This is a genomic window from Pseudomonas sp. B21-015 (assembly GCF_024749285.1).
In the GTDB taxonomy this organism is placed as follows: Bacteria; Pseudomonadota; Gammaproteobacteria; order Pseudomonadales; family Pseudomonadaceae; genus Aquipseudomonas.
In genome coordinates, this window is the sequence record NZ_CP087196.1 from 942,281 (window position 1) to 969,240 (window position 26,960).

22 protein-coding genes are annotated in these 26,960 nt (G+C 58.6%); 9 read left to right on the forward strand and 13 right to left on the reverse strand.

Features of this window, described 5'->3' with window-relative positions; translation table 11 throughout:
* Positions 1-68: 68 nt before the first annotated feature.
* Positions 69-1,193 carry a class I SAM-dependent methyltransferase gene (locus tag LOY38_RS04345; protein ID WP_258698980.1) on the reverse strand — a complete coding sequence of 375 codons (1,125 nt, stop codon included), beginning with the start codon at positions 1,191-1,193 and terminating at the stop codon, positions 69-71.
* 191 nt (positions 1,194-1,384) lie between these two features.
* Positions 1,385-2,095: an autoinducer binding domain-containing protein gene (locus LOY38_RS04350; RefSeq protein WP_258698981.1), complete on the reverse strand. Its 711-nt coding sequence runs from the start codon at positions 2,093-2,095 to the stop codon at positions 1,385-1,387.
* Positions 2,096-2,388: 293 nt separating this feature from the next.
* Between LOY38_RS04350 and LOY38_RS04355 the strand changes: the two genes are divergently transcribed.
* Positions 2,389-3,165, forward strand: a complete 777-nt coding sequence (locus tag LOY38_RS04355; protein ID WP_258698982.1) for a ferredoxin--NADP reductase — start codon at positions 2,389-2,391, stop codon at positions 3,163-3,165.
* 40 nt (positions 3,166-3,205) lie between these two features.
* On the opposite strand, the gene mscL is transcribed toward LOY38_RS04355, so the two are convergent.
* A complete protein-coding gene (mscL, locus tag LOY38_RS04360; protein WP_111454232.1) occupies positions 3,206-3,619 on the reverse strand; it encodes a large-conductance mechanosensitive channel protein MscL in 414 nt (137 codons plus the stop codon).
* A gap of 285 nt (positions 3,620-3,904) precedes the next feature.
* Between mscL and katB the strand changes: the two genes are divergently transcribed.
* From katB to radA, 3 genes are read left to right on the forward strand one after another with little or no spacing between them, the layout of a single operon-like run.
* A complete protein-coding gene (gene katB / locus LOY38_RS04365; RefSeq protein WP_258698983.1) occupies positions 3,905-5,446 on the forward strand; it encodes a catalase KatB in 1,542 nt (513 codons plus the stop codon).
* 57 nt (positions 5,447-5,503) lie between these two features.
* Complete coding sequence (locus LOY38_RS04370; protein ID WP_258698984.1) at positions 5,504-6,058, forward strand: ankyrin repeat domain-containing protein; 555 nt, start codon at positions 5,504-5,506, stop codon at positions 6,056-6,058.
* Between the two features lie 45 nt (positions 6,059-6,103).
* Complete coding sequence (radA, locus tag LOY38_RS04375; protein WP_258698985.1) at positions 6,104-7,471, forward strand: DNA repair protein RadA; 1,368 nt, start codon at positions 6,104-6,106, stop codon at positions 7,469-7,471.
* A 128-nt stretch (positions 7,472-7,599) separates the two neighbouring features.
* Here radA and LOY38_RS04380 read toward each other — a convergent pair whose 3' ends face one another.
* Complete coding sequence (locus LOY38_RS04380) at positions 7,600-7,968, reverse strand: PilZ domain-containing protein (RefSeq protein WP_258698986.1); 369 nt, start codon at positions 7,966-7,968, stop codon at positions 7,600-7,602.
* 156 nt (positions 7,969-8,124) lie between these two features.
* On the opposite strand from LOY38_RS04380, the gene LOY38_RS04385 reads away from it, so the two are divergent.
* The 3 genes from LOY38_RS04385 to yjiA all read left to right on the forward strand — a co-directional run bounded on the left by LOY38_RS04385 (position 8,125) and on the right by yjiA (position 11,536).
* On the forward strand, positions 8,125-10,191 hold the full coding sequence (locus tag LOY38_RS04385; protein ID WP_258698987.1) for a carbon starvation CstA family protein: 2,067 nt from the start codon (positions 8,125-8,127) through the stop codon (positions 10,189-10,191).
* A gap of 14 nt (positions 10,192-10,205) precedes the next feature.
* Positions 10,206-10,403, forward strand: a complete 198-nt coding sequence (locus LOY38_RS04390; protein ID WP_007895266.1) for a YbdD/YjiX family protein — start codon at positions 10,206-10,208, stop codon at positions 10,401-10,403.
* A 161-nt stretch (positions 10,404-10,564) separates the two neighbouring features.
* Positions 10,565-11,536 (forward strand): GTPase, encoded by a 972-nt coding sequence (gene yjiA, locus LOY38_RS04395; protein ID WP_258698988.1) that lies wholly within the window; start codon positions 10,565-10,567, stop codon positions 11,534-11,536.
* A 103-nt stretch (positions 11,537-11,639) separates the two neighbouring features.
* Here the strand turns inward: yjiA and LOY38_RS04400 are convergent, their stop codons facing one another.
* The 4 genes from LOY38_RS04400 to glyA form a co-directional block, all read right to left on the reverse strand.
* Positions 11,640-12,335 carry a GntR family transcriptional regulator gene (locus tag LOY38_RS04400; protein ID WP_258698989.1) on the reverse strand — a complete coding sequence of 232 codons (696 nt, stop codon included), beginning with the start codon at positions 12,333-12,335 and terminating at the stop codon, positions 11,640-11,642.
* A gap of 26 nt (positions 12,336-12,361) precedes the next feature.
* The gene (locus LOY38_RS04405) at positions 12,362-13,066 is read right to left on the reverse strand and encodes a FadR/GntR family transcriptional regulator (protein ID WP_258698990.1); all 705 of its coding nucleotides are present in this window, start codon (positions 13,064-13,066) and stop codon (positions 12,362-12,364) included.
* Between the two features lie 67 nt (positions 13,067-13,133).
* Complete coding sequence (locus tag LOY38_RS04410; protein WP_258698991.1) at positions 13,134-14,447, reverse strand: C4-dicarboxylate transporter DctA; 1,314 nt, start codon at positions 14,445-14,447, stop codon at positions 13,134-13,136.
* A 276-nt stretch (positions 14,448-14,723) separates the two neighbouring features.
* Positions 14,724-15,977 carry a serine hydroxymethyltransferase gene (gene glyA / locus LOY38_RS04415; RefSeq protein WP_223485880.1) on the reverse strand — a complete coding sequence of 418 codons (1,254 nt, stop codon included), beginning with the start codon at positions 15,975-15,977 and terminating at the stop codon, positions 14,724-14,726.
* A 353-nt stretch (positions 15,978-16,330) separates the two neighbouring features.
* Between glyA and LOY38_RS04420 the strand changes: the two genes are divergently transcribed.
* A complete protein-coding gene (locus tag LOY38_RS04420; RefSeq protein ID WP_258696476.1) occupies positions 16,331-17,278 on the forward strand; it encodes a transposase in 948 nt (315 codons plus the stop codon).
* 123 nt (positions 17,279-17,401) lie between these two features.
* On the opposite strand, the gene LOY38_RS04425 is transcribed toward LOY38_RS04420, so the two are convergent.
* Positions 17,402-21,250: a bifunctional diguanylate cyclase/phosphodiesterase gene (locus LOY38_RS04425; protein ID WP_258698992.1), complete on the reverse strand. Its 3,849-nt coding sequence runs from the start codon at positions 21,248-21,250 to the stop codon at positions 17,402-17,404.
* 285 nt (positions 21,251-21,535) lie between these two features.
* Between LOY38_RS04425 and ettA the strand changes: the two genes are divergently transcribed.
* Entirely contained in the window at positions 21,536-23,200 is a 1,665-nt protein-coding gene (gene ettA, locus LOY38_RS04430) for an energy-dependent translational throttle protein EttA (protein ID WP_258698993.1), read from the forward strand.
* A 184-nt stretch (positions 23,201-23,384) separates the two neighbouring features.
* Here the strand turns inward: ettA and LOY38_RS04435 are convergent, their stop codons facing one another.
* From LOY38_RS04435 to LOY38_RS04450, 4 genes are all read right to left on the reverse strand, one after another.
* Entirely contained in the window at positions 23,385-23,879 is a 495-nt protein-coding gene (locus LOY38_RS04435) for a GreA/GreB family elongation factor (protein ID WP_258698994.1), read from the reverse strand.
* Between the two features lie 70 nt (positions 23,880-23,949).
* Positions 23,950-24,306: a hypothetical protein gene (locus tag LOY38_RS04440; protein WP_258698995.1), complete on the reverse strand. Its 357-nt coding sequence runs from the start codon at positions 24,304-24,306 to the stop codon at positions 23,950-23,952.
* 175 nt (positions 24,307-24,481) lie between these two features.
* Positions 24,482-26,335, reverse strand: a complete 1,854-nt coding sequence (locus LOY38_RS04445) for a DUF4105 domain-containing protein (RefSeq protein WP_258698996.1) — start codon at positions 26,333-26,335, stop codon at positions 24,482-24,484.
* A 92-nt stretch (positions 26,336-26,427) separates the two neighbouring features.
* Positions 26,428-26,916: a DUF3015 domain-containing protein gene (locus tag LOY38_RS04450; RefSeq protein WP_258698997.1), complete on the reverse strand. Its 489-nt coding sequence runs from the start codon at positions 26,914-26,916 to the stop codon at positions 26,428-26,430.
* Positions 26,917-26,960: the final 44 nt, after the last annotated feature.

Genomic DNA, 26,960 nt, shown 5'->3' on the forward strand with positions numbered 1-26,960 from the left:
ATTCCCATCCCGTTGCCTTGCGGCACGGATTTACAACCCTCCCGCGATGGAGGGTTTTTTGTGCGCGGTTATTTGCGGGCTTTGAGAATCACGAACTTGGGGGTGGCTGCTACTTGCTCGACGCCGCGGAACAACCGCGCAAGCTTGCTGTGATAGCCCAGATGACGGTTGCCGACGATGTACAGCGCGCCGCCTACCACCAGCGCTTCGCGCGCCTGCTGGAACATCCGCCAGGCCAGGAAATCACCGACTACTTGCTGTTGGTGAAACGGTGGATTGCACAGCACCACGTCCAGGGATTGGGGTTCCTGGCCAGCCAACCCATCGCCGGCCCGCACAATCACGTCACGATCACCCAGTGCCGCGCGCCAGTTTTCAGCGGCCGATTGCACGGCCATGAATGACTCGTCCACCAGGGTGTATTGGGCCTCGGGGTTTTGCAGGGCACTGGCGATCGCCAGCACGCCGTTGCCACACCCCAGATCGGCGACACGCGCTGCGCCGAGGTTCTTCGGCAAGTGCGGCAAAAAGGCCCGTGTGCCGATATCCAGTCCTTCGCGGCAGAACACATTCGCGTGATTGAGCAGTTCGATTGCAGGCTCGTCGAGTCGATAGCGGGTCGGGTATGCAGAGATCGCGCAGGCTTTGACTTCGGGCGTGGCGATCAGCAGTCGAGCCTTCTTCACGGCCAGCGAGGCTTGCACCGGGCCGATGTAGCGCTCCAGCAGATCGCCAGCGGCGCGTGGCAGATGCTTCACCATCGCGGCCGCAACCACTTGAGCGCCGGGAGCCAATTGACCCTGTAGCCGAATCAGTTGCTCTTCCAGCAAGGCCAGGGTTTTCGGTACCCGGATCAAGACCCGGTCAAACGGCCCGACGAACGCTTCGCTGGCAGGCACCTTCGACACCGCATCAAACGCCTGGCCGTTGCGTATCAGGTTTTTTTCCAGTCCCTGAAAGGCTAGAAACGAATCGCCGCTGCTGGTCACCCGGACCTTGCCCACCAGGCTGGCGGCCAATGCGCCGAAGCTGTCGTTGAGCACCAGCACTCGGATATCGGCTGTCGGTTGTTGTCCGGCCAGATGATTGAGCAGGTATTCGTCTGCGGCATCAAACGCTTGCAGCGGTTCGTTCTGCTGTTCTGGCTGGCGGATCAGGTCGAGTCGAGCGAAGGGGGTTTCGAGCAGAGGCATGAGGCAGGGGGCTCTGGGTAGTCAACGAAGGATAATCAAGCGGGGGCCCGTCGCTCAGGGGCGTTGTAGCGGGCGGATCCATCCGAGTGGGCTGCGTCGTGGGATTTCCCACGTCATCACTCAGGATGGATCGCAGATGGTACGTTTTTTTGTTCTGGATTACTTGCAGGGATTACCGGATTCGAACAGTTTTAGATAACGCCTTCCCTTGCTGCTCTGATCACCGCCGCAATCTTGTTGTTGACGCCGAATTTGCGGATGGTGTTTTGTAAATGGAACCGTACCGTGCTTTCACTCAGGTTGAGGATGGTCGCGATCTCCCATGCCGTCTTGCCGTTGGCTGAATATTTCAGCACTTCAATTTCTCGGGATGATAAATGCACGGTGTCCGGATTCAGCGAGGAGGCAGGCAGGTCTTTCACGGCAAGCCCGTGCAGGTGCCGGCTGATGAACATCGCGTAGCCCAGATTTTCATACATATCATGCGTAGTAATCGGGCAGTGGCTTCTGGCCAGGCTTAGCATGCTGCAAAGTCCGTTCTTATCATGAACGGATTGGGACCAGCCATAGTGCAAACCTTGCTTTTTTTGTGTTTGCCACAGCGCTGGTGTCTTTGAGAAGACTTCCTCCTGCCAAAGAATCGGCATTTCGGAGCGATTGCAGTGGGCTAGTATTGGATCGATCTCACTGAAATGTTCTTGTTCATATTGGGTGTTCCATTCGCTAGAGTAGTTATTCAAATTGATCTTATGATGGGGGATCCCTCGTGTTCGGGGTATTACTGAAAATGCGCAGAAATTAAAGCCCAGGTTTTTAACGAGATTGAGAGAAATCTCGTACGCGGTCTCTAAATTCTGGGCGTAAGAAAGCTGCATTAGCTGTGATTCCTTCCACGCTTTCATCTGGTAACTCCGTGCGGCTTCCTTGGGGGTGCGGATTGGATCCTGGATCCAGCACGTTACAGATTGTAAGAGAATTCCTATATGTATGCTGAATTTTTTTCGTTCTTGAAGACGCTTGCAACTGCATAACCGGTTCTTGGCTTTATTACTACGGACTAACAGACTCAATGCCAGATGTAATCATTTTTATTGTTGTGCTGTTTGGTTTGTGGCCTAAAAGACATTACAAATCACCGGTGTTTATGCTGCTTGCTTTGCGGGACACTGGGGTTATCTGTTGAATGGAGCGCCCCATGACTGCCAGTGCGGAAAAATTCACTCGCCAGACCTTGCTTGAGGTCCAGCCATTGACCCCAAACCTGTTCACCCTGCGCACCACCAGGGACCCGGGCTTTCGTTTTCGCGGCGGGCAATTCGCCCGGCTGGGCGTGACCAAGGCAGACGGCAGTACGGTATGGCGGGCTTATTCCATGGTGTCTTCGCCCTATGACGAGTTCCTTGAGTTCTTCTCCATTGTTGTGCCGGGAGGGGAATTCACCAGTGAGCTGAGCCGCCTGGAAGTCGGCGATACACTGCTGGTCGACCGACAGGCCTTTGGTTATCTGACGCTGGATCGCTTCGTTGATGGCCGTGACCTCTGGTTGTTATCCACAGGTACGGGCCTGGCGCCGTTCCTGTCGATCCTGCAGGACTTCGAGGTTTGGGAAAGATTCGAACGCATCATCCTGGTCTACAGCGTGCGCGAAGCGCGGGAGTTGGCGTACCAGGAACTGATAACGGGGCTGGCACAGCGTGACTATCTGGCCGAGTACGCGCACAAGCTGCAGCTCATAACGACCGTCACCCGTGAACAGCATCCGGGGGCCTTGAATGGGCGGATCACGAGGCTCATGGAAAGTGGTGAGCTGGAACGGACGGCCGGTGTAGCGCTGACGGCCGAGCAGTCGCGGGTGATGCTCTGCGGTAATCCACAGATGATCGATGACATGCGCCAGCTATTGAAACAACGGGACATGCACTTGAGCCTCAGTCGACGACCTGGCCAAGTGGCAGTGGAAAACTACTGGTAAACAAACGGCGCCGAGGCGCCGTTTCTGGGGCAATCGGTCATCAGGGCCGATTGTTCTGAGCCTTGAGCAGATCGCGGATCTCGCTCAGCAGCTCTTCTTCCTTGGTCGGAACCGGCGGCAGGGTTGGCGCAACGGCTTCTTCGCGTTTCAGTCGGTTGATGGCCTTGACGCCCATGAAGATCGCGAAGGCGACAATGATGAAGTCGATCATGCTCTGGATGAACTTACCGTAGGCCAGCATCACTGCCGGGACATCGCCGTTGGCGGCCTTGAGCGTAATGGCCAGGTCACTGAAGTCTACCCCACCGATCAGCAAGCCAATGGGCGGCATCACCACGTCGCCGACAAACGACGTAACGATTTTGCCGAAGGCGGCACCGATGATGATACCGACGGCCATGTCGACCACATTACCTTTGACCGCGAAGGCCTTGAACTCACTTATCACGCCCATAGGTTATTCCCTTGTTACAGATGAGGTTGGTGAACGCAGTGTAAATCAGCAAGGCGGCTCCTGCTCGAAACACCTTCTTACAATGCTTGCCCTTATCGACCCGCCTTCTGGCAATAAGTTTACAAAGTGCCACCAATCGCGCGCGTTTACCCGCTCTAGGCCGGGCTTTCCAGAACCTTTTCGCTATCGGCCCGGTACGGGATTTCTATTTATGTTTTGGCCTTCGGGTCACTAGCCTCTGTGGTGCGCACCTGGATGCGCCTTATAAAATCAGAGGAAACATCCATGACAACTCCCCTTGGCCTCGGGGCTTTTCCCCTCCGTCGTACCCTTGGCGTTCTGACCGCTAGCCTGCTGTCCTTCTCCGTCAACGCCGCGACGTTGACCCGCGATAACGGTGCCGCCGTCGGCGACAACCAGAACTCGCAAACCGCCGGCGCGACCGGGCCGGTGCTGTTGCAAGACGTACAATTGATCCAGAAACTCCAGCGTTTCGACCGTGAACGCATTCCCGAACGCGTGGTGCATGCCCGCGGTACTGGCGCCCATGGCACGTTCACCGTGACCGACGACCTCAGTGACCTGACCAAGGCCAAGGTATTCGCCGGCGGCCAGAGCACGCCGGTATTCGTGCGTTTCTCTGCGGTGGTGCACGGCAATCATTCGCCGGAAACCTTGCGTGACCCGCGTGGTTTCGCCACCAAGTTCTACACCGCAGACGGCAACTGGGACCTGGTCGGCAACAATTTCCCGACTTTCTTCATTCGCGACGCCATCAAGTTTCCAGATATGGTCCACGCCTTCAAGCCGGACCCGCGCACCAACCTTGACGACGACTCCCGCCGTTTCGACTTCTTCTCCCATGTTCCTGAAGCCACTCGCACCTTGACCGAGTTGTATTCCAACTCCGGCACGCCGGCCAGTTATCGGGAGATGGACGGCAATGGTGTACATGCCTACAAGTTGGTTAATGCCAAAGGTGAAGTTAACTATGTAAAGTTTCACTGGAAAAGTTTGCAGGGGATAAAAAATCTCGACCCCAAAGAAGTTGCCGGTGTTCAAGGTAAAGATTACAGTCATATGACTAATGACTTGGTCGCTCACATTAACAAGGGTGACTTTCCAAAGTGGGACTTGTACGTCCAGGTTCTAAAACCTCAAGATTTGTCCAAGTTTGATTTCGATCCATTGGACGCCACCAAAATCTGGCCCGGTGTTCCTGAACGAAAAGTTGGACAAATGGTGTTGAACCGTAATCCGGCGAATGTTTTTCAGGAAACCGAACAAGTGGCCATGGCGCCAGCCAATTTAGTTCCGGGTATCGAACCTTCGGAAGATCGCTTGTTGCAGGGACGAGTGTTCTCGTATGCCGATACCCAACTGTATCGTCTGGGGGCCAATGCTCTGCAACTGCCAATCAACGCCCCCAAAATTACCGTGAACAACGGTAATCAGGATGGCGCAATGAACACTGGCGCCAGCAGCACGGGCGTGAATTACCAGCCAAGTCGTTTGCTGCCCCGTGAAGAGCCGCAAACCGCGCGTTACAGCCAGTCGACCCTGTCGGGCAGCACGCAGCAGGCGAAGATTCAGCGTGAGCAGAACTTCAAGCAGGCCGGCGATCTGTATCGTTCGTTCAACCAGAAGGAACGTCTGGATCTGATCGACAGCTTCGGCGGCTCCCTGGCCACCACCGATGACGAGAGCAAGCACATCATCCTGTCCTTTCTCTATAAGGCCGACCCGGAATACGGGACAGGGGTGACCAAGGTGGCCAAGGGTGATCTGGCCCGAGTCAAGGCACTGGCAGCCAAACTGGTCGATTGATCTATCTGTCTGAAGCGGGGCCTCACGCGAGGTCCCGTCTGATCAAGGAGCGTTGCCATGCGTATTTATCTGTCTGTGTTTCTGGCGTGCTGGTTAGTCAGTGTGCTCGCCGGACCCGGCACGCAAGTCTCGCAGGACCCCGAGGCGCTGAAAACCCAATTACAGGATTACTACTTCGATGCTGCTCGACGCGGTGATGTGCCGATGCTCGAGACCTTCATCGAGGCCGGCTATTCCCTCGATACCCGCGACAGCAAGGGTTACACCGCACTGATTCTGGCGGCCTATCATGGCCAGAGTGCCGCCGTGGAGCGTTTGCTCGCCGCCGGCGCGGACGCCTGCGCTCAGGATCAACGCGGCAACACGGCGCTGATGGGCGCGATTTTCAAAGGCGAAGTGCAGATCGCCAGAACCTTGCTGTCCACCCATTGCAGCCCCGACCAACGTAATGGTGCAGGACAAACTGCCGCGATGTACGCCGGCTTGTTCAAGCGCGTCGAGTTGCTCGACGCGCTCAAGGCCAAAGGCGCGGACATGAACGCTCAAGATCCACTGGGTAACAGTGCCGCGCGTCTGGCCAGCGGTGAAATCCACACGGCGGCGCCGCGCTGATCCGTGCCAGCTGAGCTATCATCGCGGTTTTTGCCGGGAGTTCAGATGGCCAAGGCCAAGCGCATGTACGGCTGCACCGAGTGCGGTTCAACCTTCCCCAAGTGGGCCGGCCAGTGCGGCGAATGCGGGGCCTGGAACACGCTGACCGAAACCATGGTGGAGAGTGGCGGCGCCTCAGCCCCCAGTGGTCGCACCGGTTGGACCGGCCAGCAGGCACAGATCAAGACCCTGGCCGAAGTCAGCGTCGAAGAGATTCCGCGTTTCTCCACAGCGTCCAGTGAGCTCGATCGCGTACTGGGCGGCGGCCTGGTGGATGGCTCGGTGGTGTTGATCGGTGGTGATCCCGGCATCGGCAAGTCGACCATTCTGTTGCAAACCTTGTGCAACCTCGCCAAGAGCATGCCGGCGCTGTATGTCACCGGCGAAGAGTCTCAGCAGCAAGTGGCCATGCGCGCCCGGCGGCTCGGCTTGCCTCAGGATCAACTGCGGGTGATGACCGAAACCTGCATCGAAACCATCATCGCCACCGCCCGGCAGGAAAAGCCCAAGGTGATGGTGATCGACTCGATTCAGACGATCTTCACCGAACAACTGCAATCGGCACCCGGGGGCGTTTCCCAGGTGCGCGAAAGTGCGGCGTTGCTGGTGCGTTACGCCAAACAAAGCGGCACGGCGATTTTCCTCGTGGGCCATGTCACCAAAGAAGGCGCGTTGGCCGGCCCCCGAGTGCTGGAGCACATGGTCGATACCGTTCTGTATTTCGAAGGCGAATCCGATGGGCGCCTGCGTCTGCTGCGGGCGGTGAAAAACCGTTTCGGCGCGGTGAATGAATTGGGCGTGTTCGGCATGACCGACAAGGGCCTGAAAGAAGTCTCCAACCCTTCGGCAATTTTTCTCACCCGCGCTCAGGAAGAAGTCCCGGGCAGCGTGGTCATGGCAACGTGGGAAGGCACCCGACCGATGCTGGTGGAAGTCCAGGCCTTGGTGGATGACAGCCATTTGGCCAACCCGCGCCGGGTAACGCTGGGGCTGGATCAAAATCGATTGGCGATGTTGCTGGCGGTGCTGCACCGCCATGGCGGCATTCCGACTCACGATCAGGACGTGTTCCTCAACGTGGTCGGCGGCGTGAAGGTTCTGGAAACAGCGTCCGACCTGGCCTTGATGGCGGCGGTCATGTCCAGTTTGCGCAACCGGCCACTGCCCCATGATCTGCTGGTGTTTGGTGAAGTCGGGTTGTCGGGTGAAGTGCGCCCGGTACCGAGTGGCCAGGAGCGCTTGAAAGAGGCGGCCAAGCACGGCTTCAAGCGCGCCATCGTGCCCAAGGGCAACGCGCCGAAGGAGGCGCCGCCGGGGTTGCAGATTATCGCCGTGACGCGCCTGGAACAGGCGCTCGATGCGTTGTTCGAATAGCTGCAAGCAACACACAATCCTGTGGGAGCCGGGCTTGCCCGCGATAGCGGTTTGTCCGTCGACATTTGTGGTGGGACTAAAATAGCCATCGCGGGCAAGCCCGGCTCCCACTGGGTATTGCGGCGTTTTCAGATTTCGATGAGTGCGCCCAGTTCGCGCTCCAGCTCTTGCGGATCGCCCAGGTTGAACTCGATCAAACGCCGCAGGCGCTCAATCGATTCCAGACTTATGTGTTTGCAGACAAACCCGAGCTGCCCCTGATCTTCATGGGTCAGCTCCATATCCATTTTGATCTCGATGTCATTGCTCAGATGAATGTCGACCGAGAACGCCTGCTGCCGATTTCCCAGCCATGGCTCGGGCCGCTCGATCAACAACCCTTTGAGCGACAGGTCGATCAGCTTCACCGGCCAGATGAATTCTCCTTGGCTCAGCTCGGATCGAGCATCGAACGCAATACGTTTGAAGCGGCGGCGATCAGCAAGGTGTTCACTCATGGTGCAATCCTCTGAATGTCCGCTGACTATAGACCCGCATTGTTAAAGCCTGCCAGCAAGACAGGGTCTAGACCAACGTTGGGGGTGGTCTTTGAGGCCAGTAGCGCTAAACTCGAGACGGCTGTCTTTCTTGTCCACTCTGGCTGGAATCATAAAATGAAAAATAACAATAGCCTGCTACGCCACTTACCTTGGCTGCTGCTGGCAATCCTGGGAGCGTGCGCCCTGGGCGTAGTGGCATTGCGCCGAGGCGAGGCGATCAACGCCTTGTGGATCGTGGTCGCCGCCGTGGCCATTTATCTGGTCGCTTACCGCTACTACAGCCTGTTCATCGCTAACAATGTGATGCAACTCGATCCGCGTCGGGCTACACCCGCCGTGCTCAACAATGACGGTCTGGACTATGTGCCGACCAACAAACACATTCTTTTCGGTCACCACTTCGCGGCCATCGCTGGCGCGGGGCCGCTGGTCGGTCCGGTATTGGCGGCGCAGATGGGCTACCTGCCCGGCACGCTGTGGCTGATTGCCGGCGTGGTGCTGGCCGGTGCGGTTCAGGACTTCATGGTGCTGTTCATGTCCACCCGCCGCAATGGTCGTTCCCTGGGCGACATGGTCCGTGAAGAAATGGGCCGCATCCCCGGAACCATCGCGCTGTTTGGCTGCTTCCTGATCATGATCATCATCCTCGCGGTGCTGGCGCTGATCGTGGTCAAAGCCCTGGCCGAAAGCCCGTGGGGTATTTTCACGGTGATGGCGACCATCCCGATCGCGATGTTCATGGGCATCTACATGCGCTACATCCGTCCGGGCCGCATCGGTGAAATTTCGGTGATCGGCGTGGCGTTGCTGCTGGGTTCGATCTGGCTGGGCGGGCAGATTGCTGCTGACCCGGTGTGGGCCAAAGCATTCAGCTTCACCGGGATCCAGATCACCTGGATGCTGATCGGCTACGGTTTTGTGGCAGCAGTGTTGCCGGTGTGGCTGATTCTGGCACCGCGTGACTACCTGTCCACTTTCCTGAAAATCGGCACCATCGTCGCGCTGGCGATTGGCATTCTGATCACCATGCCCGAGTTGAAAATGCCGGCATTGACCCAGTTCATCGACGGCACCGGGCCGGTGTGGAAGGGCGGCCTGTTCCCGTTCCTGTTCATCACCATTGCCTGTGGCGCAGTGTCCGGTTTCCACGCGCTGATCTCCTCCGGCACCACACCGAAACTGCTGGATAACGAGGTTAACGCCCGTTACATCGGTTATGGCGGCATGCTGATGGAATCCTTCGTCGCGATCATGGCCATGGTGGCCGCTTCGGTGATCGAGCCGGGCGTGTACTTCGCCATGAACAGCCCGCCAGCGGTCGTCGGCGGAGATGTGGTGGCGGTGGCACAAGCTGTCAGCGGCTGGGGTTTCGCGATTACCCCGGAAGCGCTGCAAGCGGTGGCCAAGGACATCGGTGAAACCACCATCCTGGCCCGCGCCGGCGGTGCGCCGACCCTGGCGGTCGGTATCGCGCAGATCCTGCACAGTGTTCTGCCGGGTGAAAACACCATGGCGTTCTGGTACCACTTTGCGATCCTGTTCGAAGCGCTGTTCATCCTGACCGCGGTGGACGCCGGTACCCGTGCCGGGCGTTTCATGCTGCAAGACTTGCTCGGCTCCTTCGTGCCGGCGCTCAAACGCACCGAATCCTGGACCGCCAACCTGATCGCCACCGCCGGTTGCGTGGCGATGTGGGGCTGGTTGCTGTATCAGGGCGTGATCGATCCGCTGGGCGGGATCAACACCTTGTGGCCGCTGTTCGGTATCTCCAACCAGATGCTGGCCGGTATCGCGCTGATGCTCGGCACTGTCGTGCTGATCAAAATGAAACGCCAACGCTACGTCTGGGTGACCATGCTGCCGGCGCTTTGGCTGCTGATCTGTACCACCACCGCCGGCTTCATCAAGCTGTTCGATGCCAACCCGGCAATCGGCTTCCTGGCGCTGGCCAAGAAGTACAGCGATGCGTTGGCCAACGGACAGGTCCTGGCCCCGGCCAAGAGCATCGAGCAGATGCAGCATGTGATCTTCAACGCCTACACCAACGCAACGCTGACCGCGCTGTTCCTGTTCGTGGTGTTCAGCATCCTGTTCTATGCGCTCAAGGTCGGTATCGCCGCCTGGGGCAAAAAAGAACGTACGGATAAAGAAGCGCCATTCCAGGCTCAGCCGGATGCGTAATCGAGGAGTGCAGCATGTTCAATGACCTGAGTCGCCTGGGTAAATACCTCGGTCAGGCCGCGCGCCTGATGGTCGGTATGCCCGACTACGACAACTACGTCGAGCATATGCAAACCAAACACCCGGACAAGCCGGTGATGAGCTACGAGATGTTCTTTCGCGAACGTCAGGAAGCCCGTTACGGTGGCAAGGGTGGACCGAAGTGCTGTTGACCCGACAGCCTGGCTGATGCAATCCCTGTGGGAGCGGGCTTGCCCGCGATGACGGACTATCAGTCAGCATTATTGTTGAATGGTAAGTCGCTATCGCGGGCAAGCCCGCTCCCACATGTGTTTTGTGTAGTTTCTTAACTTTGTGAAACAGGAGAACCCGTTTGTCCTCTCCCATTCCAGTAACAATCCTCAGTGGCTTTCTCGGCGCGGGAAAAACCACGCTGCTGCGCCACCTGCTCAAAGCCGAGCACGGCCTGAAAATCGCCGTGATCGAAAACGAATTCAGTGATGCCGGCATCGACACCCAACTGTTGGGCGATGAGCCGGTACAAGTGATGACGCTGTCCAACGGCTGCGTTTGCTGCACCATCCATACCGATTTGACCAAAGCGCTGTACCTGCTGCTGGAGCGCCTGGACAGCGGCGAAATCGCCTTCGATCGTCTGGTGATCGAATGCACCGGTCTGGCCGACCCGGCGCCAGTGGCGCAGACCTTCTTCATTGACGAAGAATTGCGCGAGCGATACATCCTCGACGGCATCATTACCCTGGTGGACGCAGCCCACGCCGACGCTCACCTGACCCAGACCATCGCCCAGGCGCAGATCGGTTTCGCTGACCGCTTGCTGGTGAGCAAACGCGATCTGGTGGACGAGCCGACCTTCACCGCCCTCAGCGAGCGCCTGACCCGCATCAATCGCCGCGCGCCTATTCGTGTGGTCGATCACGGCAAGATCGACCTGGCCGAACTGCTCGATGTACGCGGCTTCAACCTCAATGCTGACCTCGGTGGTGGCGTGAGCTTGCGCCCGGTGAGCAAGGCACCGTCCATCGACCGCATTTCCAGCCTGGTGCTGCGCACCGATAAACCGCTGGATATCGACAAGCTCAGTGAGTTCATGAACGAACTGCTGGAAGACCATGGCAAGCAACTGCTGCGTTACAAAGGTGTTTTGAACATTCTTGGTGAGCCGCGACGCATGGTGTTTCAGGGCGTGCTGAAGTTGTACGGTTTCGACTGGGATACCGAATGGGCGGACGACGACACGCGCGAAAGTGTGATCGTGTTCATTGCCGATGAGTTGCCGGAAGAGAAGATTCGTGAGGGGTTTGCCCGGGTCGCGGCAGAGTAAGCCCCGACATTTTCAGCGAGCCTGATGCCGCCATCGCGAGCAGGCTCGCTCCCACAGGGGGATGCATTTCAAATGTGGGAGCGAGCCTGCTCGCGATGGCGATCTAACCGGCAACACGATTTTGGCTGACTACCGATCCAGAGTTCAGCAATACCTCCTCAAGATGATCCAGGTGCTGGTTCATCAATGTTTCGGCCATCACAACATCCCCACGCTCCACTGCATCGACAATCTCCGTGTGCTCGTGCCACGTGCAATAACCGCCTACCTGAGCAATCGCCAACGAAGTCAGCGGCACCAGGCTGCCGAGAAAATGCGCCAACGGTGCGTTCCCCGCCATTTCGGCCAGTTGCAGATGAAACTCCCCTGACAATCGAATGGCCGGACCACGCGCTGTGCATTGGCGTTCACTGTCGATCAAGGCGCGCAGGCGTTTCAGGTCCTGTGGGCGAGGTTGCTGGCAGGCCAGTCGAACCAGCGTGATTTCGGTCAGTCGTCGGGCATGCAGCGTCTGCCGAGTCTGCTCGACATCGGGCGCGGCGACTCGGGGACGATGATTGCTCCGAAGGATAATGATCTGCTGATGGGACAACTGCGTCAGTACGCCACGAATGTCACTGCGTCGAGCGCTGAACATCTGCGTCAGGCTGTCTTCGGTAAAACGACTGGCTGCATGGATGCGCTGTTCGAGAATGGCGTCGAAGATCCGTGAATAGAGATCATCCGCTGGCGGTTTCCCGGTGTCCGTTCGGGAGAATGGCAGGGCAGTGAAAATATGTGGTGAGGCGAAGCTGTTCATGGCCTGTCTCCAGTTCGAAGAGGGGGTCAACTGCCGAGGTGGTCGTCCGGGATGTTCAATTCGATGCCCATCCGTTGGCCTTCCCGAAGGATGTGCCGACGCATCTCGGCGCTGGCCTGGGCGCTGTTCTTGCTGCGAATGGCACGCACCACGGCTTCGTTTTCTTCAAGGCGTTCCGCCAGGTGCTCAGGCGAATTGCGCAGCACATCGGCGCTTTGCTTGAGGGCATTACTGGTTTGCTGCACCACGCTCTGGAAAATCGGGTTCGAGGTCAGCGTGAACAACTCTTCGTGGAACGCGATGTAGGCGTTCACACCGGCCTCGCTGTCGCTGGCCTCCAGCGCTTCGCGCATGTCCATCAGGGTCAGGCGCAGTTGCCCGACTTCCTTGCTGCTGATCGACTGCGCTACCAGGCCGACAATGAATGGCTCGAGGGTGTAGCGCAGTTGCAGCACGTCTTCCAGGCTCGCGCCGGCGACCGCGCTGTCGTGGCTTTGGCTGTCGTTGAGATTGGCTTCCAGCACCACCACGCCTTTGCCCGGCATGGAGCGCACCAGCCCGAGGGTTTCCAGCACGATCACCGCTTCACGCAGGCTCGGGCGGCTGATGCCAAGTTGTTCGGCCAGCTCACGTTGCCCTGGCAGCATCTCGCCGGAACGCCACTGACCACGGGCCAGAGCGGCCCGAAGTTTTTCTACGACTGAATTGACGACGGTTGATGTGGTATTCACTGTTCACTCCATGAGCATCCATAACGATTGATGACCGTGCCTGCCCGTAGGCAGGCACGGCGTTTATTCAGAATTCTTGTTGATGCACCGGGCCGACAGGCTTTCTCGGCTGGAAGGTATAACCCTGCTGGCCCGACAGCACTTTGTTCGCGCGTTGGATATCGATGTCTTTTTCCCAACGGGCGATGGCCACGGTGGCAACGCAGTTACCGATCAGGTTAGTCAGCGCCCGGCCGATGCCCATGAACCAGTCCACCGCCAGCACCAACACCAGGCCCACCACCGGAATCGCCGGGATCGCCGTCAGAGTCGCTGCGAGAATCACCAGCGCCGAGCCGGGAATCCCGTGGGCACCTTTGGAGGTGATCAACGACACCAGCAGAATTGTCAGCAGATCGGTCATGGCCAGCGGCGTGCCGGTGGCATTGGCGATGAAGACGATGGCCAGGGTCAGGTAGATCGAAAAACCATCAAGGTTGAACGAGTACCCGGTTGGAATCACCAGCCCGACCGTGGAGCTACCAATGCCCAGATGCTCAAGCTTGCGCATGATTTGTGGCAGCACGGCGTCGGAAGAGGCGGTGCCCATGACGATCAGCAGTTCTTCACGCAGGTACTTGAGCAACGGCCACATCTTCAAGCCCGAAAGGCGCATCACCAGGCCGAGAATCAATGTCACAAACGCCACGCAGGTCAGATAAAACAGACCGACCAGGCTGCCCAGGTGCTGTAGCGAATCCAGGCCATATTTGCTGGTGGTGAAAGCGATGGCGCCGAACACGCCGATCGGCGCCAGACGCACGATCATACCCATGATGCGGAAGATTACGTGGCTCAGCTCATTGATCAGCCGGGAAATACCCGACGCTGCTTCGCCCACCAGGTTCAACGCACTGCCGAACAACACCGAAAACAGCAGGACTTGCAGAATGTTGTTTTCCGCGAAGGCGCCGATTACCGAGGTCGGGATCAGGTTCATCAGGAACTGGGAGGTGGTTTGCATGTGCTGACCGCGCTGGGCGATGTCGCCCATGTCGGCGGCGGAGAGCTGCTCCAGATGAATGTTCGCGCCGCTGCCGATGCCGGTAGTGAAGGCGAACACCAGACCGATCACCAGCGCGATGGTGGTCAGTATTTCGAAGTAGATCACCGATTTCAGGCCGATACGACCGACCTTCTTCAGGTCACCGGCACCGCTGATGCCGCTGACCACCACGCAGAACACGATCAGACCAATGAGCATCTTGATCAGTTTGATGAAACCGTCGCCCAGCGGTTTGAGTTGGGCGGAGTATTCGGGAAGGGCCAGCCCGCAGACGATGCCGAGCACCAGTCCGAGAACCACTTGAAGGAAGATTGAACGCGAGCACCATCTGAGCATGGGAGGAATCCTGGTCGGTGTCCTGGCTGCCGTGCGCGAGGCGCATCAGATTCAGGACTTAATTATTGTGGTCTTACCGGTATGTCCAGTGCAGGCGCAGTCTAGGCGCTGTTTTTGGGTGATCGCAAGCATATTTTGAATAATTGGCATGACCGGTCTTACCAGTTGGGCGCAATGCCCCGACCTTGAGCCTTTTCATTATTTGAAAAAAACGCGGACGAAAAAAAACCGGCCATCACTGGCCGGTTTTTTCATTGCTACGGTTTAGCGGTGCAATCAAGCGCCGTATACCGGCAGCTTTTTGCAGATGGCCTTGACCTTCTCACGAACGGCGTCGATCACCGCTTCGTTGTTCAGGTCAGCCAGGATGTCGCAGATCCAGCCGGCCAGCTCTTTGCACTCGGCTTCCTTGAAGCCGCGAGTGGTCACTGCCGGCGTACCGAAACGCAGACCGGAGGTGACGAACGGGGAGCGTGGATCGTTCGGTACCGAGTTCTTGTTCACGGTGATGAACGCTTTGCCCAGTGCGGCGTCGGCGTCTTTACCGGAGATTTCCTGCTTGATCAGCGACAGCAGGAACAGGTGGTTCTGAGTACCGCCCGACACCACGTCGAAACCGCGCTCGATGAATACGCCGGCCATGGCCTGGGCGTTTTTCACCACTTGTTGCTGGTAAGTCTTGAACTCAGGCTGCAGCGCTTCCTTGAAGCAGATCGCCTTGGCAGCGATTACGTGCTCCAGCGGGCCACCCTGGGCGCCCGGGAATACTGCGGAGTTCAGCTTCTTCTCGATGTCGGCGTTGGCGCGAGCCAGGATCAGACCGCCACGTGGACCGCGCAGGGTCTTGTGGGTGGTGGTGGTCACGACGTCAGCGAAAGGAACCGGGTTCGGGTAGACGCCAGCGGCGACCAGACCGGCCACGTGGGCCATGTCGACGAACAGGTAGGCGCCAACCTTGTCGGCGATTTCACGGAAACGCGGGAAATCCAGAATCTGCGAGTAGGCAGAGAAACCGGCCACGATCATTTTCGGCTTGTGCTCGACCGCCAGACGCTCGACTTCGTCGTAGTCGATCAGGCCGTTGGCGTCGATACCGTACTGAACGGCGTTGTACAGCTTGCCGGAGGACGAAACGCTGGCACCGTGGGTCAGGTGACCGCCGTGGGCCAGGCTCATGCCCAGAATGGTGTCGCCTGCTTGCAGCAGGGCCAGGTAAACGGCGCTGTTGGCTTGCGAACCGGCGTGGGGCTGAACGTTGGCGTAATCGGCGCCGAACAGTTCTTTGGCACGGTCGATGGCCAGTTGCTCAACCACGTCGACGAACTCGCAACCACCGTAGTAGCGCTTGCCCGGGTAGCCTTCGGCGTACTTGTTGGTCAATACCGAGCCTTGAGCTTCCATTACCGCAGGGCTGGTGTAGTTTTCCGAAGCGATCAGCTCAATGTGTTCTTCCTGGCGCTGAGCTTCTTGCTCCATGGCGGCAAAAAGGTCGGCGTCGAACTTGGCAATAGTCAAATCACGGCTGAACATGGCGGTCCTCAAGGATCGGGGCAGAAAAGGGGGGCATTCTAACCCAATGGGTTTTAGATGGCATATGAAAGGACATCATGTCGCAGACAAGTGGGCTTCATGACGGGATCAGCGGTGATCGTGCGGGCCTCATCGCGGGCAAGCCCGCTTGTATGGTAGGACTTGAAGGGAGGAGGAGGGACAAAGCCCGATTCTGACTGTTGACGCAGTACAGATCCGTGGGAGATTTCGCCCCTCCTCCTTTCACCCAAGCGCCGATAAAGAATGCATCTGGCTAGACCGACGATAGGAACAAGCCTGCGCCTCTGAGTGAGCCCTTCAAGTGTTCAAAACCATATCCCGGAGGAAATACAATGGCAATGCCGGTTTCTGTCACACAGCCGATCGTAGGCGTGGATGTCGCCAAGAACGAACTGGTGATCTATCGCGCCGAACTTGACCTGCTTGAAGAGATTCCCAACAACAAAGCAGCCATCAAGACGTGGTTGAAGGCCTTGCCAGGGACAGTCGCGGTAGCTATTGAATCGACCAATATCTATCACCTGGAGTTCGCTGATCTGGCCTATGAGGCCGGCTGCACGATTTACATGGTGGGTGGCTATGAGCTCAGCCATTACCGCAAAGGGGTGAATGTCCGTGCCAAAACCGACGCGCTGGATGCCAGGCTGCTCGCTCGCTATCTGAAGAACGAAGGTGATGATCTTCATCCATGGACCCCGCCATCACCGCTGTACCGCCAGCTCCTGAGCCTCTTCCGTCGTCGCGCAGCCTTGGTTCAGGCGCGGGTCGGCCTGGTGCAAAGCTGGGCGAATGAGCCACTGTTGAAGACAGCTTTTGCCGAGCAAGTGAAATCCATGCAGCAGCTTGAGGCGCTGGTCGAAAAGACGATTAATAATCATCTGAAGGAAGCCGGCTTGCTCGGTCAGTTGAAGCGTTGCGTGAAAGTTGAAGGCATTGGATTTTTGACCGGAGCCCGCTTGCTCACGGCGTTTCAGCGGGGCGACTTCAGAAACGCGGATGCCTTTATTGCCTTCCTGGGAATGGATCTGCGCGTGTCGAAGTCAGGACAAAAGGATGGTCGTCGGAGTCTGACCAAGCGAGGTGACCCGGAAGCCCGCCGGCTTTTGCACAATGCAGCCATGTCGGCCAGCCGTACGCCTGCCTGGAAAGGCTTTTACGAAGAGCAAAGAGCTCGGGGCTTCAGCACCACTCAGGCGCTGGTGATACTGGCTCGCAAGCTTGCTCGGATCGTATTCGCTCTGCTGAAAGGGCAGAGCGAATACCAACCAAAAGCCGGTTGAGGGCTTCCCCTCAACCATAGAATCTCCCACAGTGATCTTCAGTGGTCACAAATCTTGGGTTCACCCAAAAAACTGTGGGAGCGGGCTTGCCCGCGATGAGGCCAGCAGCCTCACCACATAGCTTCAGTCAAACATGAACAACGCATCATTGCTGAACTGCGCCTCAAACCGACTCGCCGGCATCGGACGTCCAAACAGATACCCCTGAACCTCATCGCAACCATGCTCACGCAGGAAGTCGAGCTGCTCGTGGGTTTCCACACCCTCGGCGATCACCGCCAGATTGAGGCTGTGAGCCATGGCGATGATCGCCCGGGCAATCTGCGCATCCTGTTCGCCCGAGGGCAGGCCGTCGACGAAAGTACGGTCGATTTTAAGCACGTCGATCGGGAATTGCTTGAGGTAGTTGAGCGATGAATAACCGGTGCCGAAGTCGTCGACCGCGATACTCAAGCCGAGGTTTTTCAACCCGGCGAGGATCTGCATCGCCTCGCTGACTTCACGCATCAGAATACTTTCGGTCAGTTCCAGCTCCAGGCACGCCGGCGGCAGGCCGGTTTCCTTGAGAATCGTGGCGATCCGCGTGCCGAGCTGCCCGTCGGAGAACTGCCGGGCCGAAATATTCACCGAAACCTTCGGTACCCGCACCTTGGCCTGGTGCCAGGTCTTGAGCTGACGGCAGGCTTCGCTGATCACCCAGTCGCCGACATCCACTACCAGGCCGAGTTCTTCGAGCACCGGAATGAAATCCCCCGGCGGCACCAGACCGCGTCGCGGGTGGCGCCAGCGCAGCAGGGCTTCGGCGCCGGTCAGGCGTTTGCCGTCGCCGCTGAATTGCGGTTGGTAATACAGCACGAATTCGTTTTGCTCCAGGGCATGGCGCAAGTCGCTTTCCAGCTCCAGGCGCTCCAGGGCACTGGCGTTCATGTCGGCCTGATAGAACTGGAAGTTGTTTTTGCCACGCTCCTTGGCGTGGTACATCGCAGTGTCGGCGTTTTTCATCAGCTGACTGAGTTCGCTGCCGTCCTGAGGGCTCAGGGCGATGCCGATACTGGCGGTGACGAAGAATTCGCGGCCTTCCAGTACGAACGGTTTCACCAGGCTGGCGAGGATCTGTTCGGCCACATGAATCGCCCGGTTCAGGGCGATCTCGCGGTTGACCCGCGGTTGCAGAAGCAACGTGAACTCATCGCCGCCCATGCGCGCCACGGTGTCGTCATCGTCGACGCAACCCAGCAGGCGCGTGGCCATTTCCTTGAGCATACGGTCGCCGGCGGCGTGGCCCAGGGAGTCGTTGATCGGCTTGAAGCGGTCCAGGTCGAGGAACATCAGCACCACCCAGGACTTCTGCCGTTCGGCCGATTGCAGCGCGGTGTGCAGGCGATCCTGGAACAGCGTGCGGTTGGGCAGGTGGGTCAGGGCATCGTAATAGGCGAGGCGGTGAATTCGTTGTTCACTGGCCTTGCGTTCGCTGATGTCGCTGAAGAAACACACGTAACTGGCCAGGTCGCCTTCGTCGTCGAGCACCGCCGTAATCCCGACCCAGGCCGGGTAATGCTCGCCATTGCGGCGCTTGAGCCAGACTTCGCCTTCCCAGGTGCTGTGCTGATGCAATTGCTTGAGCACATAGCGCAGATGAGCTTCCTGCTGCTCGTCGACGGTGAGCATGTTCGGCAACTGATCGAGGACCTGGGACACCGCATAGCCGCTGACGCGACTGAAGGCCTCGTTGGCCTGGACGATGTAGCCGGCCGGGTCAGTGATCAGAATCGCCGAGGTCGAGTGCTCGAATACCGTGGCTGCCATGCGCAGGTCTTTCTCGGCCCGGCGTTGCTGGCTGATGTCGCGACCGACCCCGAGCACGCCTTCGAAGGCACCGTGTTCGTCCCAGACCAGCACCAGACGCAACTCGATGGGAATCTTGCGTCCGTCGGCCCGCAGGCAGTCGAACAAAAACAGTTGGGTCTGCACCTGACTGCGCAGCAGTGCCAGTTGATCGGGTTTATCCAGCGCTTTGCTGACCCGGTCCATCAGGCTGTAGATGCCGCTCAGTTGTTGCGGGTTTGCGATGGTCGATTGCCAGCCGTTCTGGAATATCCAGTCGGCGTCGAAGCCCAGCACGGCTTGCACCGAAGGGCTAACGTAATTGAGCGCCATCTTGCTGTCGGTGGAGAAAATCACGTCGCTGATGCTTTCGGCGAGCATCCGGTAACGCTGCTCGCTATCGCGCAGAGACTCGCTGGCTTCGATCTGTTCGGTGATGTCCTTGGCCACGCCGATGATGCGTGTGACCTGGTCGTGCTTGTCTCGCGCCAAGGCCTGTTCGCGTATATCGAAACGCCGCCATTTGCCGTTGCGATGACGGAAACGCAGCTGGCACTGCAGCAATTGGGTGTAACCGGCTTGACGCTGGGATTGGCGTGAACGGTGGTAATAGTCGGCATCTTCGGGGTGCAAGAGGATTTCCCAGAAGTACTCGCCCATCTGGTGCAGCTCGGTGCGGTTGTAACCCAGCGTCTGCCCCAGATGGTGGTTGCTGAAGATCATCCGCGGGCTGATCACATCCTGCACATACAGGTGATCCGGCACGGTGCGCACCACGTCGGACCAGAACCCTTCACGCTCCAGCAGCGACAGTTCGATGAGCTTACGGCTAGTGATGTCGCTGATGCTCAGGATCACCGCTCTATAGTCGGCCTGATCTTCTGGCAGGCGCAACACCAGCCATAGGTGCTGGTCGCGGCGATCGGCGTCCTGGAATTTGATTTCCAGCTCAAGCTGTTTCTGCTGGTGGAGCACTGCGTCGAGCACTTGATTGCCGATGGCCGTGCAGTCCAGCGGACAGCCGTCGATCAGCAGTTTCCAGGCCTGATCGCAAGAATTGACGTTGAGCAGTTGCAGGGCAACCTGATTGACCTCGGTGATGCGCAGTTCCTGCAGCAGTTGCTGGCGTTGCTCCGGTGTGTCGAGCCAGGCCTTCAACTGCTCGCTGCTGTTGAGTTGAGCCTTGTCGAAAATACTTTTAAGCCCGGACAGGTCGAGCACGCATAACGCAACGCCGGTGCCTTCGAAAATGTCCTGATAGCGTCGGCGGCCTTCGTGCAGCTGGCGTTGACGGCGACGAATGTTCAGCAGCGCGATGAACGGTAGCAGAGAGAAGGCCAGGCCCAGCAGGCATTTGCCGATAAACGCCGGCAGCAGTTGCTCGAGCACCTGTTGCCGGTCGAACAGCCCGCGCAGTTGCCAGTCGCTGCTGCTCAGAGGAACGGTCAGCACGCTGTTGGCCAGTTCATCGGGTGTCAACACCGTCGGCTTGGCCGAGGGCAGGGCATCCTCACGGCTGATGATTTGATGATTGATGCGGTTCTCCACCAGCCACAGGGGGCGAATGCCGGTGTCGCCCTGTTTGGTCAGTGAAGCGAAAAACGTTGGCGTCAGGCGCAGGGCCCAATAGCCGCGGGAACTGCCGCTGGCCTGATGCAGGAGCAGGTGCACCACCGAGCCGTCGTCAGCATTGCTGAAATAGTGGGCCTGGGCGCGGCTGCGCTGGACCAGTTCGCTCAGGTAGCTGGCGTCCGGGCTGTCGACGGCGCTGTCGCTGAGAATCTTTCCGGAGGGGCTGAGCAGCGCCAGGCTGCGCAGGTCGGGCAGCGATTGTTGCAGTTTGAGCAGCAACGCCTGCTGTTCGTCGGCGCTTTGCGGTTGTTCGATGAACGGTAGCAAATTAAGGGCGATCTGGGCATTGAGCGCCATGTTCAGGCTGACTTGCGAAGCCAGATCGGCGGTGTAGTCGATGGTGTACTGGCGCTGGTTTTTCTGGGTTTCGCGAAGCTGATCCAGGAGCTGCCAGAACAGGAGGGTGAGCAGCAACAGCACGAGGGTCGCCAGCGCGCCCTTCAATGTTCCGCGCAGGGGGGAGCCGCTCGCAGAATCAAGTGCGCTAACGAACGGTGTCGGAGTGACATTGGACAAACTGTAATCCTGCGGTTTGGCTGGACTGGCGCGACGTGCACTATAAGCCGGGCGCCCGAAGGGCGGCTAGCATGCCTTGAGTTGTGGCGAAGTGCCAGTCCCGCTCGGCTGGACTGCCTTCCGTCAATCAGGTAGCTTTGCCGGTTACGCGGGAGCGTTCCAGCTCCTAGACTCAGGTTTTTTCAGCGCGCACGCCTTGATACCCATCAATCGAACGACGCGCATGGCCTGGCCGGGCATCGCCTGCGCTCTAATCATTCATCAGTCACTGACCCTAGGTTCTCCATGGCTCAATACGTCTTCACCATGCATCGGCTGGGCAAAGTTGTTCCGCCGAAGCGGGAAATCCTGAAAAACATTTCGCTGTCGTTCTTCCCTGGCGCCAAGATCGGCGTACTCGGCCTCAACGGTTCGGGTAAATCCACCCTGTTGAAAATCATGGCGGGCGTCGACACCGAGTTCGACGGTGAAGCCCGTCCGATGCCAGACCTGAACATCGGCTACCTGCCGCAAGAACCCATTCTGGACCCGACCAAGACCGTGCGAGAAGTGGTCGAGGAAGCGGTCAGCGTGATCAAGGATGCCCAGGCGCGCCTGGACGAGGTCTACGCCGCTTACGCTGATCCGGATGCCGACTTCGACAAGCTCGCTGCCGAACAGGCCAAACTCGAAGCCATCCTGCAGGCCAGCGACGGTCACAACCTGGATCGCCAACTGGAAGTCGCCGCCGATGCACTGCGTCTGCCGGCCTGGGACGCCAGGGTCGAACACCTCTCCGGTGGTGAAAAGCGCCGTGTGGCCCTGTGCCGTCTGCTGCTGTCCGCCCCGGACATGCTGCTGCTCGACGAACCGACCAACCACCTGGACGCCGATTCCGTCGCCTGGCTGGAGCATTTCCTGCACGACTTCCCGGGCACCGTGGTTGCGATCACGCACGACCGCTACTTCCTGGACAACGTCGCCGGCTGGATCCTCGAGCTCGACCGTGGTGCCGGTATCCCGTACGAGGGCAACTATTCGGGTTGGCTCGAAGCCAAGTCCGATCGTCTGGCGGCCGAATCCAAGCAGCAGTCGGCCCACGAAAAGGCCATGAAGGAAGAACTGGAGTGGGTGCGCAAAGGCGCCAAGGCCCGCCAGTCCAAATCCAAGGCCCGTCTGCAACGCTTCGAAGAAATGCAATCGCAGGAATTCCAGAAGCGCAGCGAAACCAACGAGATCTACATCCCGGCCGGTCCGCGCCTGGGCGACAAGGTCATCGAATTCAAGAACGTCAGCAAGGGCTACGGCGATCGCGTGTTGATCGACAACCTGTCGTTCTCCATGCCTAAAGGCGCCATCGTTGGTGTGATCGGCGGTAACGGTGCCGGTAAATCGACGCTGTTCCGCATGCTGATGGGCAAGGAAACGCCGGATTCGGGCAGCATCGAAGTCGGCGAAACCGTGCAACTGGCATGCGTGGATCAAAGCCGTGAAGACCTGGAAGGCAGCAAAACGGTGTTCCAGCAGATCTCCGACGGTTCCGACCAGATTCGCATCGGCAGCTACGAGATCCCGTCGCGCACCTACGTTGGCCGTTTCAACTTCAAGGGCGGCGATCAGCAGAAGTTCGTCAAGGACCTGTCCGGCGGTGAGCGTGGTCGCTTGCATCTGGCCCTGACCCTGAAAGAGGGCGGCAACGTCCTGCTGCTCGACGAACCGTCCAACGACCTCGACGTTGAAACCCTGCGTTCCCTGGAAGAAGCCTTGCTGGACTTCCCGGGCGCCGCCATTGTGATCTCTCACGATCGGTGGTTCCTTGACCGCGTCGCGACTCACATCCTGGCGTACGAAGACGACTCGCAAGCCGTGTTTTTCGAAGGCAACTACACCGAGTACGAAGCCGATCGCAAGAAACGCCTCGGCGAAGCGGCTTCCCAGCCGCACCGCGTACGGCACAAGAAACTGGCCTGATTTCAGGTTGGTTGCATAAAAAAACGGAGCCTTCGGGGCTCCGTTTTTTATGGGTTTCAGGAAGACCGAGTCGCGGCTATCGCGAGCAGGCTCGCTCCCACATTTGATCTTCAGTGAACTGAAGATTTGTGGCCAATACAAATCCCCTGTGGGAGCGAGCCTGCTCGCGATGGCGGCCTCGATATCACCCGATCTCTATCGTAAGAACCTCAATCACCAAATCCCCCGCCGGCCGCTTCCACAACACGTCATCGCCCACTTGCGCCCCAAGCAATGCTCGCCCCAGCGGCGAGCTCCAATTGATCAGCCCATGGGCGGCATCCGCCTGGTCTTCTCCGACCAATTGCACGCGCTGTTCATGATCGTGTTCGTCGGCAAATGTCACCCAGTTGCCGATCTGCACTTTATCGGTAGAGGAAGCCAGTGCGACCACCTGGGCGCTTTGCAGGCGCTGCTTGAAGTAGCGCCAGTCGCGATCGAGGTCGGCCTGGCGCTGCTTATCGGCCAGGTCACCTTTGGCGCTTTCCTGATCGAGCAGGTTTTGCAGCTCGTCGACTTTCGCCTGAAGCTGTGCGAAACCGGCTGGCGTGACGTAATTGGGCTGCGCGCTGACCTGCCGTTCGACTGGCTGATCGGCTTGCGCGGCGGCGTTATCTTCATTGACGAAGGCACGACTCATGCTTTTCTCCCGTTATAGGGTTTGGGCCATGGTCGCAGGCTTTAAGTTTCGACGAATGTCTGTAAACGACTTATTGCGAGCGATAGGCTCGCGCGGCGTCCCGGTCTTTCTGCTGTTGCCAGGCCCGTTCGCGCTCGTCCCAATGGCGTTCCCTGTACTCGTTTCGATCCTCGTTTTCGCGCATGGCCTGGCACTGACGGAAGCCATCGGTCCAGCCTTCGGCGTATTGCTTGTCCTTGAGGTAACGTGGGACGTTTTTGCGAAACTCACCAGTGATTGCCCCGGCGGCCTGCCGGCCACTGCTGCAACCGTCATCGAAGCCGTCGGCGAATGCCGGTGGATAACCCTTGCTGATCAGATCTTCATGGGTCGACTGGCACCCCGTGATCAATACCAACATCCCCAACACACCCACGCAACGCCACATCTTGGACTCCTGGACCGTTCAACGGCCTATAAGGGAAGTCTAGAAGCGTATTTGTCAGCTGGGAGTGAAAGAAAGATTAAAAGATCGCAGCCTTCGGCAGCTCCTACAAAAGCACGGTTATATGCGGTCCTGTAGGAGCTGCCGAAGGCTGCGATCTTTTGCGGTTAAGCAACGATCAATAGTGATACCACTTCACCTCAAGCATCACTTCGTTTTCGGGTGAAGCCAGGTGGCTGAACTCGCGTTGGGCACTTAGGCGCACACCCAGATTACGCGACAATTCCCACTGCTGATTCAGGCTCACACTACGGCGCACTTCGCCGTTAGTGAAGTAATCTCCCTTGGCTTCCAGGCTGAAATTGCCCAGCGGGTTTTTCCACAGCAGGCCGCTGTTAAAGCCCGCCGCCGGGGCGATGAAGCCCGCGAAGTCATTGTTGTGCTCCACGCGAACGGTGCCCAAGGCGAACCCGAGCATGTCGTCACCCAGTTGCCAGGTTCCGCCGCCGCCACCGTTGACATGGCTGACCAGGGTTTCGTCATCGTGCTTGCCCGGCACGCGCTCCAGGCCGCCGGTGACTTGCCACGACAGCGGCTGCAAGAGCGCGTTGCGCGGGGTCAGGGAGCGGATGGTCGCCAGGTCCAGTTGCTGCAACTGCCAGTGATTACCTTCGTATTGGCGCAGCTTCATCTGCAGGATTTCGATCTGCGCGCCAAGCGGGAAGCCTTCGGCGTTGTCGTTGAGGTCGTGATAGGCCATGCGCAGGCCATATTCGCCGAAGGCCTTGTCGCCCCGGGTGCCGATGCCGGCCTGCCAGGTACGGGATTCGTGGCCGTCTTCGGGCAAGTCAGGTTGCGCAATGTCCAGTTCCGGAGGCGGGTTTTGATTGATTGCGCGCAGCAATTCGAAACTGCGCTGCGCCCGTTGCGGGTCACGTTCCTGGCCGTTGGCGCGATAACGTTCCAGGCGGTAAGCCGCATCGATGATCAACGCCTGACGGTCGCGAGGCTGAGCCTTGAACGCCGGGGCCTGCAATTGCTTCTGATCGGCACTGAGCTTTAGCACCCAGTCCTGTTCTTCAGCGGTCAACGGTTCTGCGCGGCTCAGCAGCTCACGCTCGCGGGACGGGCGATATTCAATCGATTCCACCAGCCCGGCCTGTTTCACCGCTTTGACCGTGTCGGTGGGAATGGCGGTCAACGGGAATTGCTCGGTCAACTTCAGGCCCGGCCGCGCCACTTGCAGCAGCTCAAGCAGGCGATAAGAGCAGTTTTCGTCGAAGAAAAAGTAGTCGAACTGGATCTGTTTGAGTTCCCAGACGTGCTCGACCATGCGCTCGGTTTCCTGCTGGGTCAGATTCAGGCGGTATTCCCACAGATCGCGGTTCTCGAGGCTACGGTATTCCGAGAGTTTTTCCTGGTAGGGCACCAGGGCAAACAGCCCCGGATAACCGCCCATCAAGCCTTTCCAGGCGTACAGAATGCTGTTGTCCGAACCTTCGATGTAGGCGCCGAAGTTGATCGCGTAACTGAGTAGCGACGTCTTGTCGCTCTGCACATCGGCCTGATCGATGCGTAGCAACGTGTGACCGAACATCGACGACGGGCTGTTCAGGTAGGCCGCCGGGAAAATCATCACCGCACTGTGGGGCGAAACGTCCTTGAACCACTGTTTGAACTCAGCGCAGTCCGGCGTCGGCAGACCGCTCAGCTCAAGCTGCGCCCTCAACCAGCGGGTGCGGGCCGGATAGACGCATTGCGCATGCTGCTCGCCGGCACTGGCCGGGGCATACAGTGCCTGCACGGTCGCCGCCAGTTCACGGTCGGGGTGTTCGTTACCATCGGGGGCGAGGAAGAACTTCTTGTCGCTGACGTAACTGCGCCAGCCACCGAGCTTGGCGGTTTCGTAATGGCCCAGGGAAATCCAGAAGGGGTCGTTGGCCAAGTGCTGCAAACGTTGATTGTCGATGTGTGGCGCGCCGGACAGCGGGGCGCAGACACAGAGCGCCAGCCAGGCAAGGCGTTTGAGCATAGGAGGCTACTTGAACTCGAAGAAAACAAAGACCAAGGGGTCAGGTCCAAAAAACAAAACCCGCTCCCAGAAAGGAGCGGGGTGGGTCGAGCTTATGCTTGAGTGGCGTACTTGGCCAGACGAGGATCGTTCTTCAATACGGCCAGGGTGTTGGTATGCACGTCTTCAGCGGTCACATCAGCTTTGCTGAAAATCTGCTGGAAGTGCTGATGAGCCACCGCGGCGAAATGCGCACGGTCTTCCGGCGCCACGCCCAGGACCACGGCGTAAGTGGTCAGCGCTTCGCCCTGACCTTTGGCCATGTCTTCGGACAGCTCGTTCATCATGCCATTCATGGCGATCCAGGATTTGCCGCCATAGGTCAGCGCCGCATTGGTCGAGCAACCGTTGGTACCGGAGGTCATACCGAAGGTTGCGTTACCGGAAGTGCCGTTGGTGGTGGATGCCAGGAAGTGTGCCGGGGTGCCACGCTGACCTTCGAACAGCATGTTGCCCCAACCGCAGTCCGGACCGCCTGGCGCCTGAGCCATGGCGTTGATGGATACAGCGGTGAAGAGAGTACCGAGAAGAATCCGTTTCATAGCTATGTTCTCTTTTGTGTGCATGCCAATGGACAGGGTGCTGG

What these genes read in the sequence shown, in the direction of transcription:
- LOY38_RS04345 (WP_258698980.1), bottom strand. Translation starts at nt 1,193, where the DNA reads ATGCCTCTGCTCGAAACCCCCTTCGCTCGACTCGACCTGATCCGCCAG.
- LOY38_RS04350 (WP_258698981.1), bottom strand. Translation starts at nt 2,095, where the DNA reads ATGAAAGCGTGGAAGGAATCACAGCTAATGCAGCTTTCTTACGCCCAG.
- LOY38_RS04440 (WP_258698995.1), bottom strand. Translation starts at nt 24,306, where the DNA reads ATGTGGCGTTGCGTGGGTGTGTTGGGGATGTTGGTATTGATCACGGGG.
- LOY38_RS04400 (WP_258698989.1), bottom strand. Translation starts at nt 12,335, where the DNA reads ATGAACAGCTTCGCCTCACCACATATTTTCACTGCCCTGCCATTCTCC.
- LOY38_RS04435 (WP_258698994.1), bottom strand. Translation starts at nt 23,879, where the DNA reads ATGAGTCGTGCCTTCGTCAATGAAGATAACGCCGCCGCGCAAGCCGAT.
- radA (WP_258698985.1), top strand. Translation starts at nt 6,104, where the DNA reads ATGGCCAAGGCCAAGCGCATGTACGGCTGCACCGAGTGCGGTTCAACC.
- mscL (WP_111454232.1), bottom strand. Translation starts at nt 3,619, where the DNA reads ATGGGCGTGATAAGTGAGTTCAAGGCCTTCGCGGTCAAAGGTAATGTG.
- ettA (WP_258698993.1), top strand. Translation starts at nt 21,536, where the DNA reads ATGGCTCAATACGTCTTCACCATGCATCGGCTGGGCAAAGTTGTTCCG.
- LOY38_RS04410 (WP_258698991.1), bottom strand. Translation starts at nt 14,447, where the DNA reads ATGCTCAGATGGTGCTCGCGTTCAATCTTCCTTCAAGTGGTTCTCGGA.
- LOY38_RS04380 (WP_258698986.1), bottom strand. Translation starts at nt 7,968, where the DNA reads ATGAGTGAACACCTTGCTGATCGCCGCCGCTTCAAACGTATTGCGTTC.
- LOY38_RS04385 (WP_258698987.1), top strand. Translation starts at nt 8,125, where the DNA reads ATGAAAAATAACAATAGCCTGCTACGCCACTTACCTTGGCTGCTGCTG.
- LOY38_RS04355 (WP_258698982.1), top strand. Translation starts at nt 2,389, where the DNA reads ATGACTGCCAGTGCGGAAAAATTCACTCGCCAGACCTTGCTTGAGGTC.
- glyA (WP_223485880.1), bottom strand. Translation starts at nt 15,977, where the DNA reads ATGTTCAGCCGTGATTTGACTATTGCCAAGTTCGACGCCGACCTTTTT.
- LOY38_RS04445 (WP_258698996.1), bottom strand. Translation starts at nt 26,335, where the DNA reads ATGCTCAAACGCCTTGCCTGGCTGGCGCTCTGTGTCTGCGCCCCGCTG.
- LOY38_RS04390 (WP_007895266.1), top strand. Translation starts at nt 10,206, where the DNA reads ATGTTCAATGACCTGAGTCGCCTGGGTAAATACCTCGGTCAGGCCGCG.
- katB (WP_258698983.1), top strand. Translation starts at nt 3,905, where the DNA reads ATGACAACTCCCCTTGGCCTCGGGGCTTTTCCCCTCCGTCGTACCCTT.
- LOY38_RS04420 (WP_258696476.1), top strand. Translation starts at nt 16,331, where the DNA reads ATGGCAATGCCGGTTTCTGTCACACAGCCGATCGTAGGCGTGGATGTC.
- LOY38_RS04450 (WP_258698997.1), bottom strand. Translation starts at nt 26,916, where the DNA reads ATGAAACGGATTCTTCTCGGTACTCTCTTCACCGCTGTATCCATCAAC.
- LOY38_RS04370 (WP_258698984.1), top strand. Translation starts at nt 5,504, where the DNA reads ATGCGTATTTATCTGTCTGTGTTTCTGGCGTGCTGGTTAGTCAGTGTG.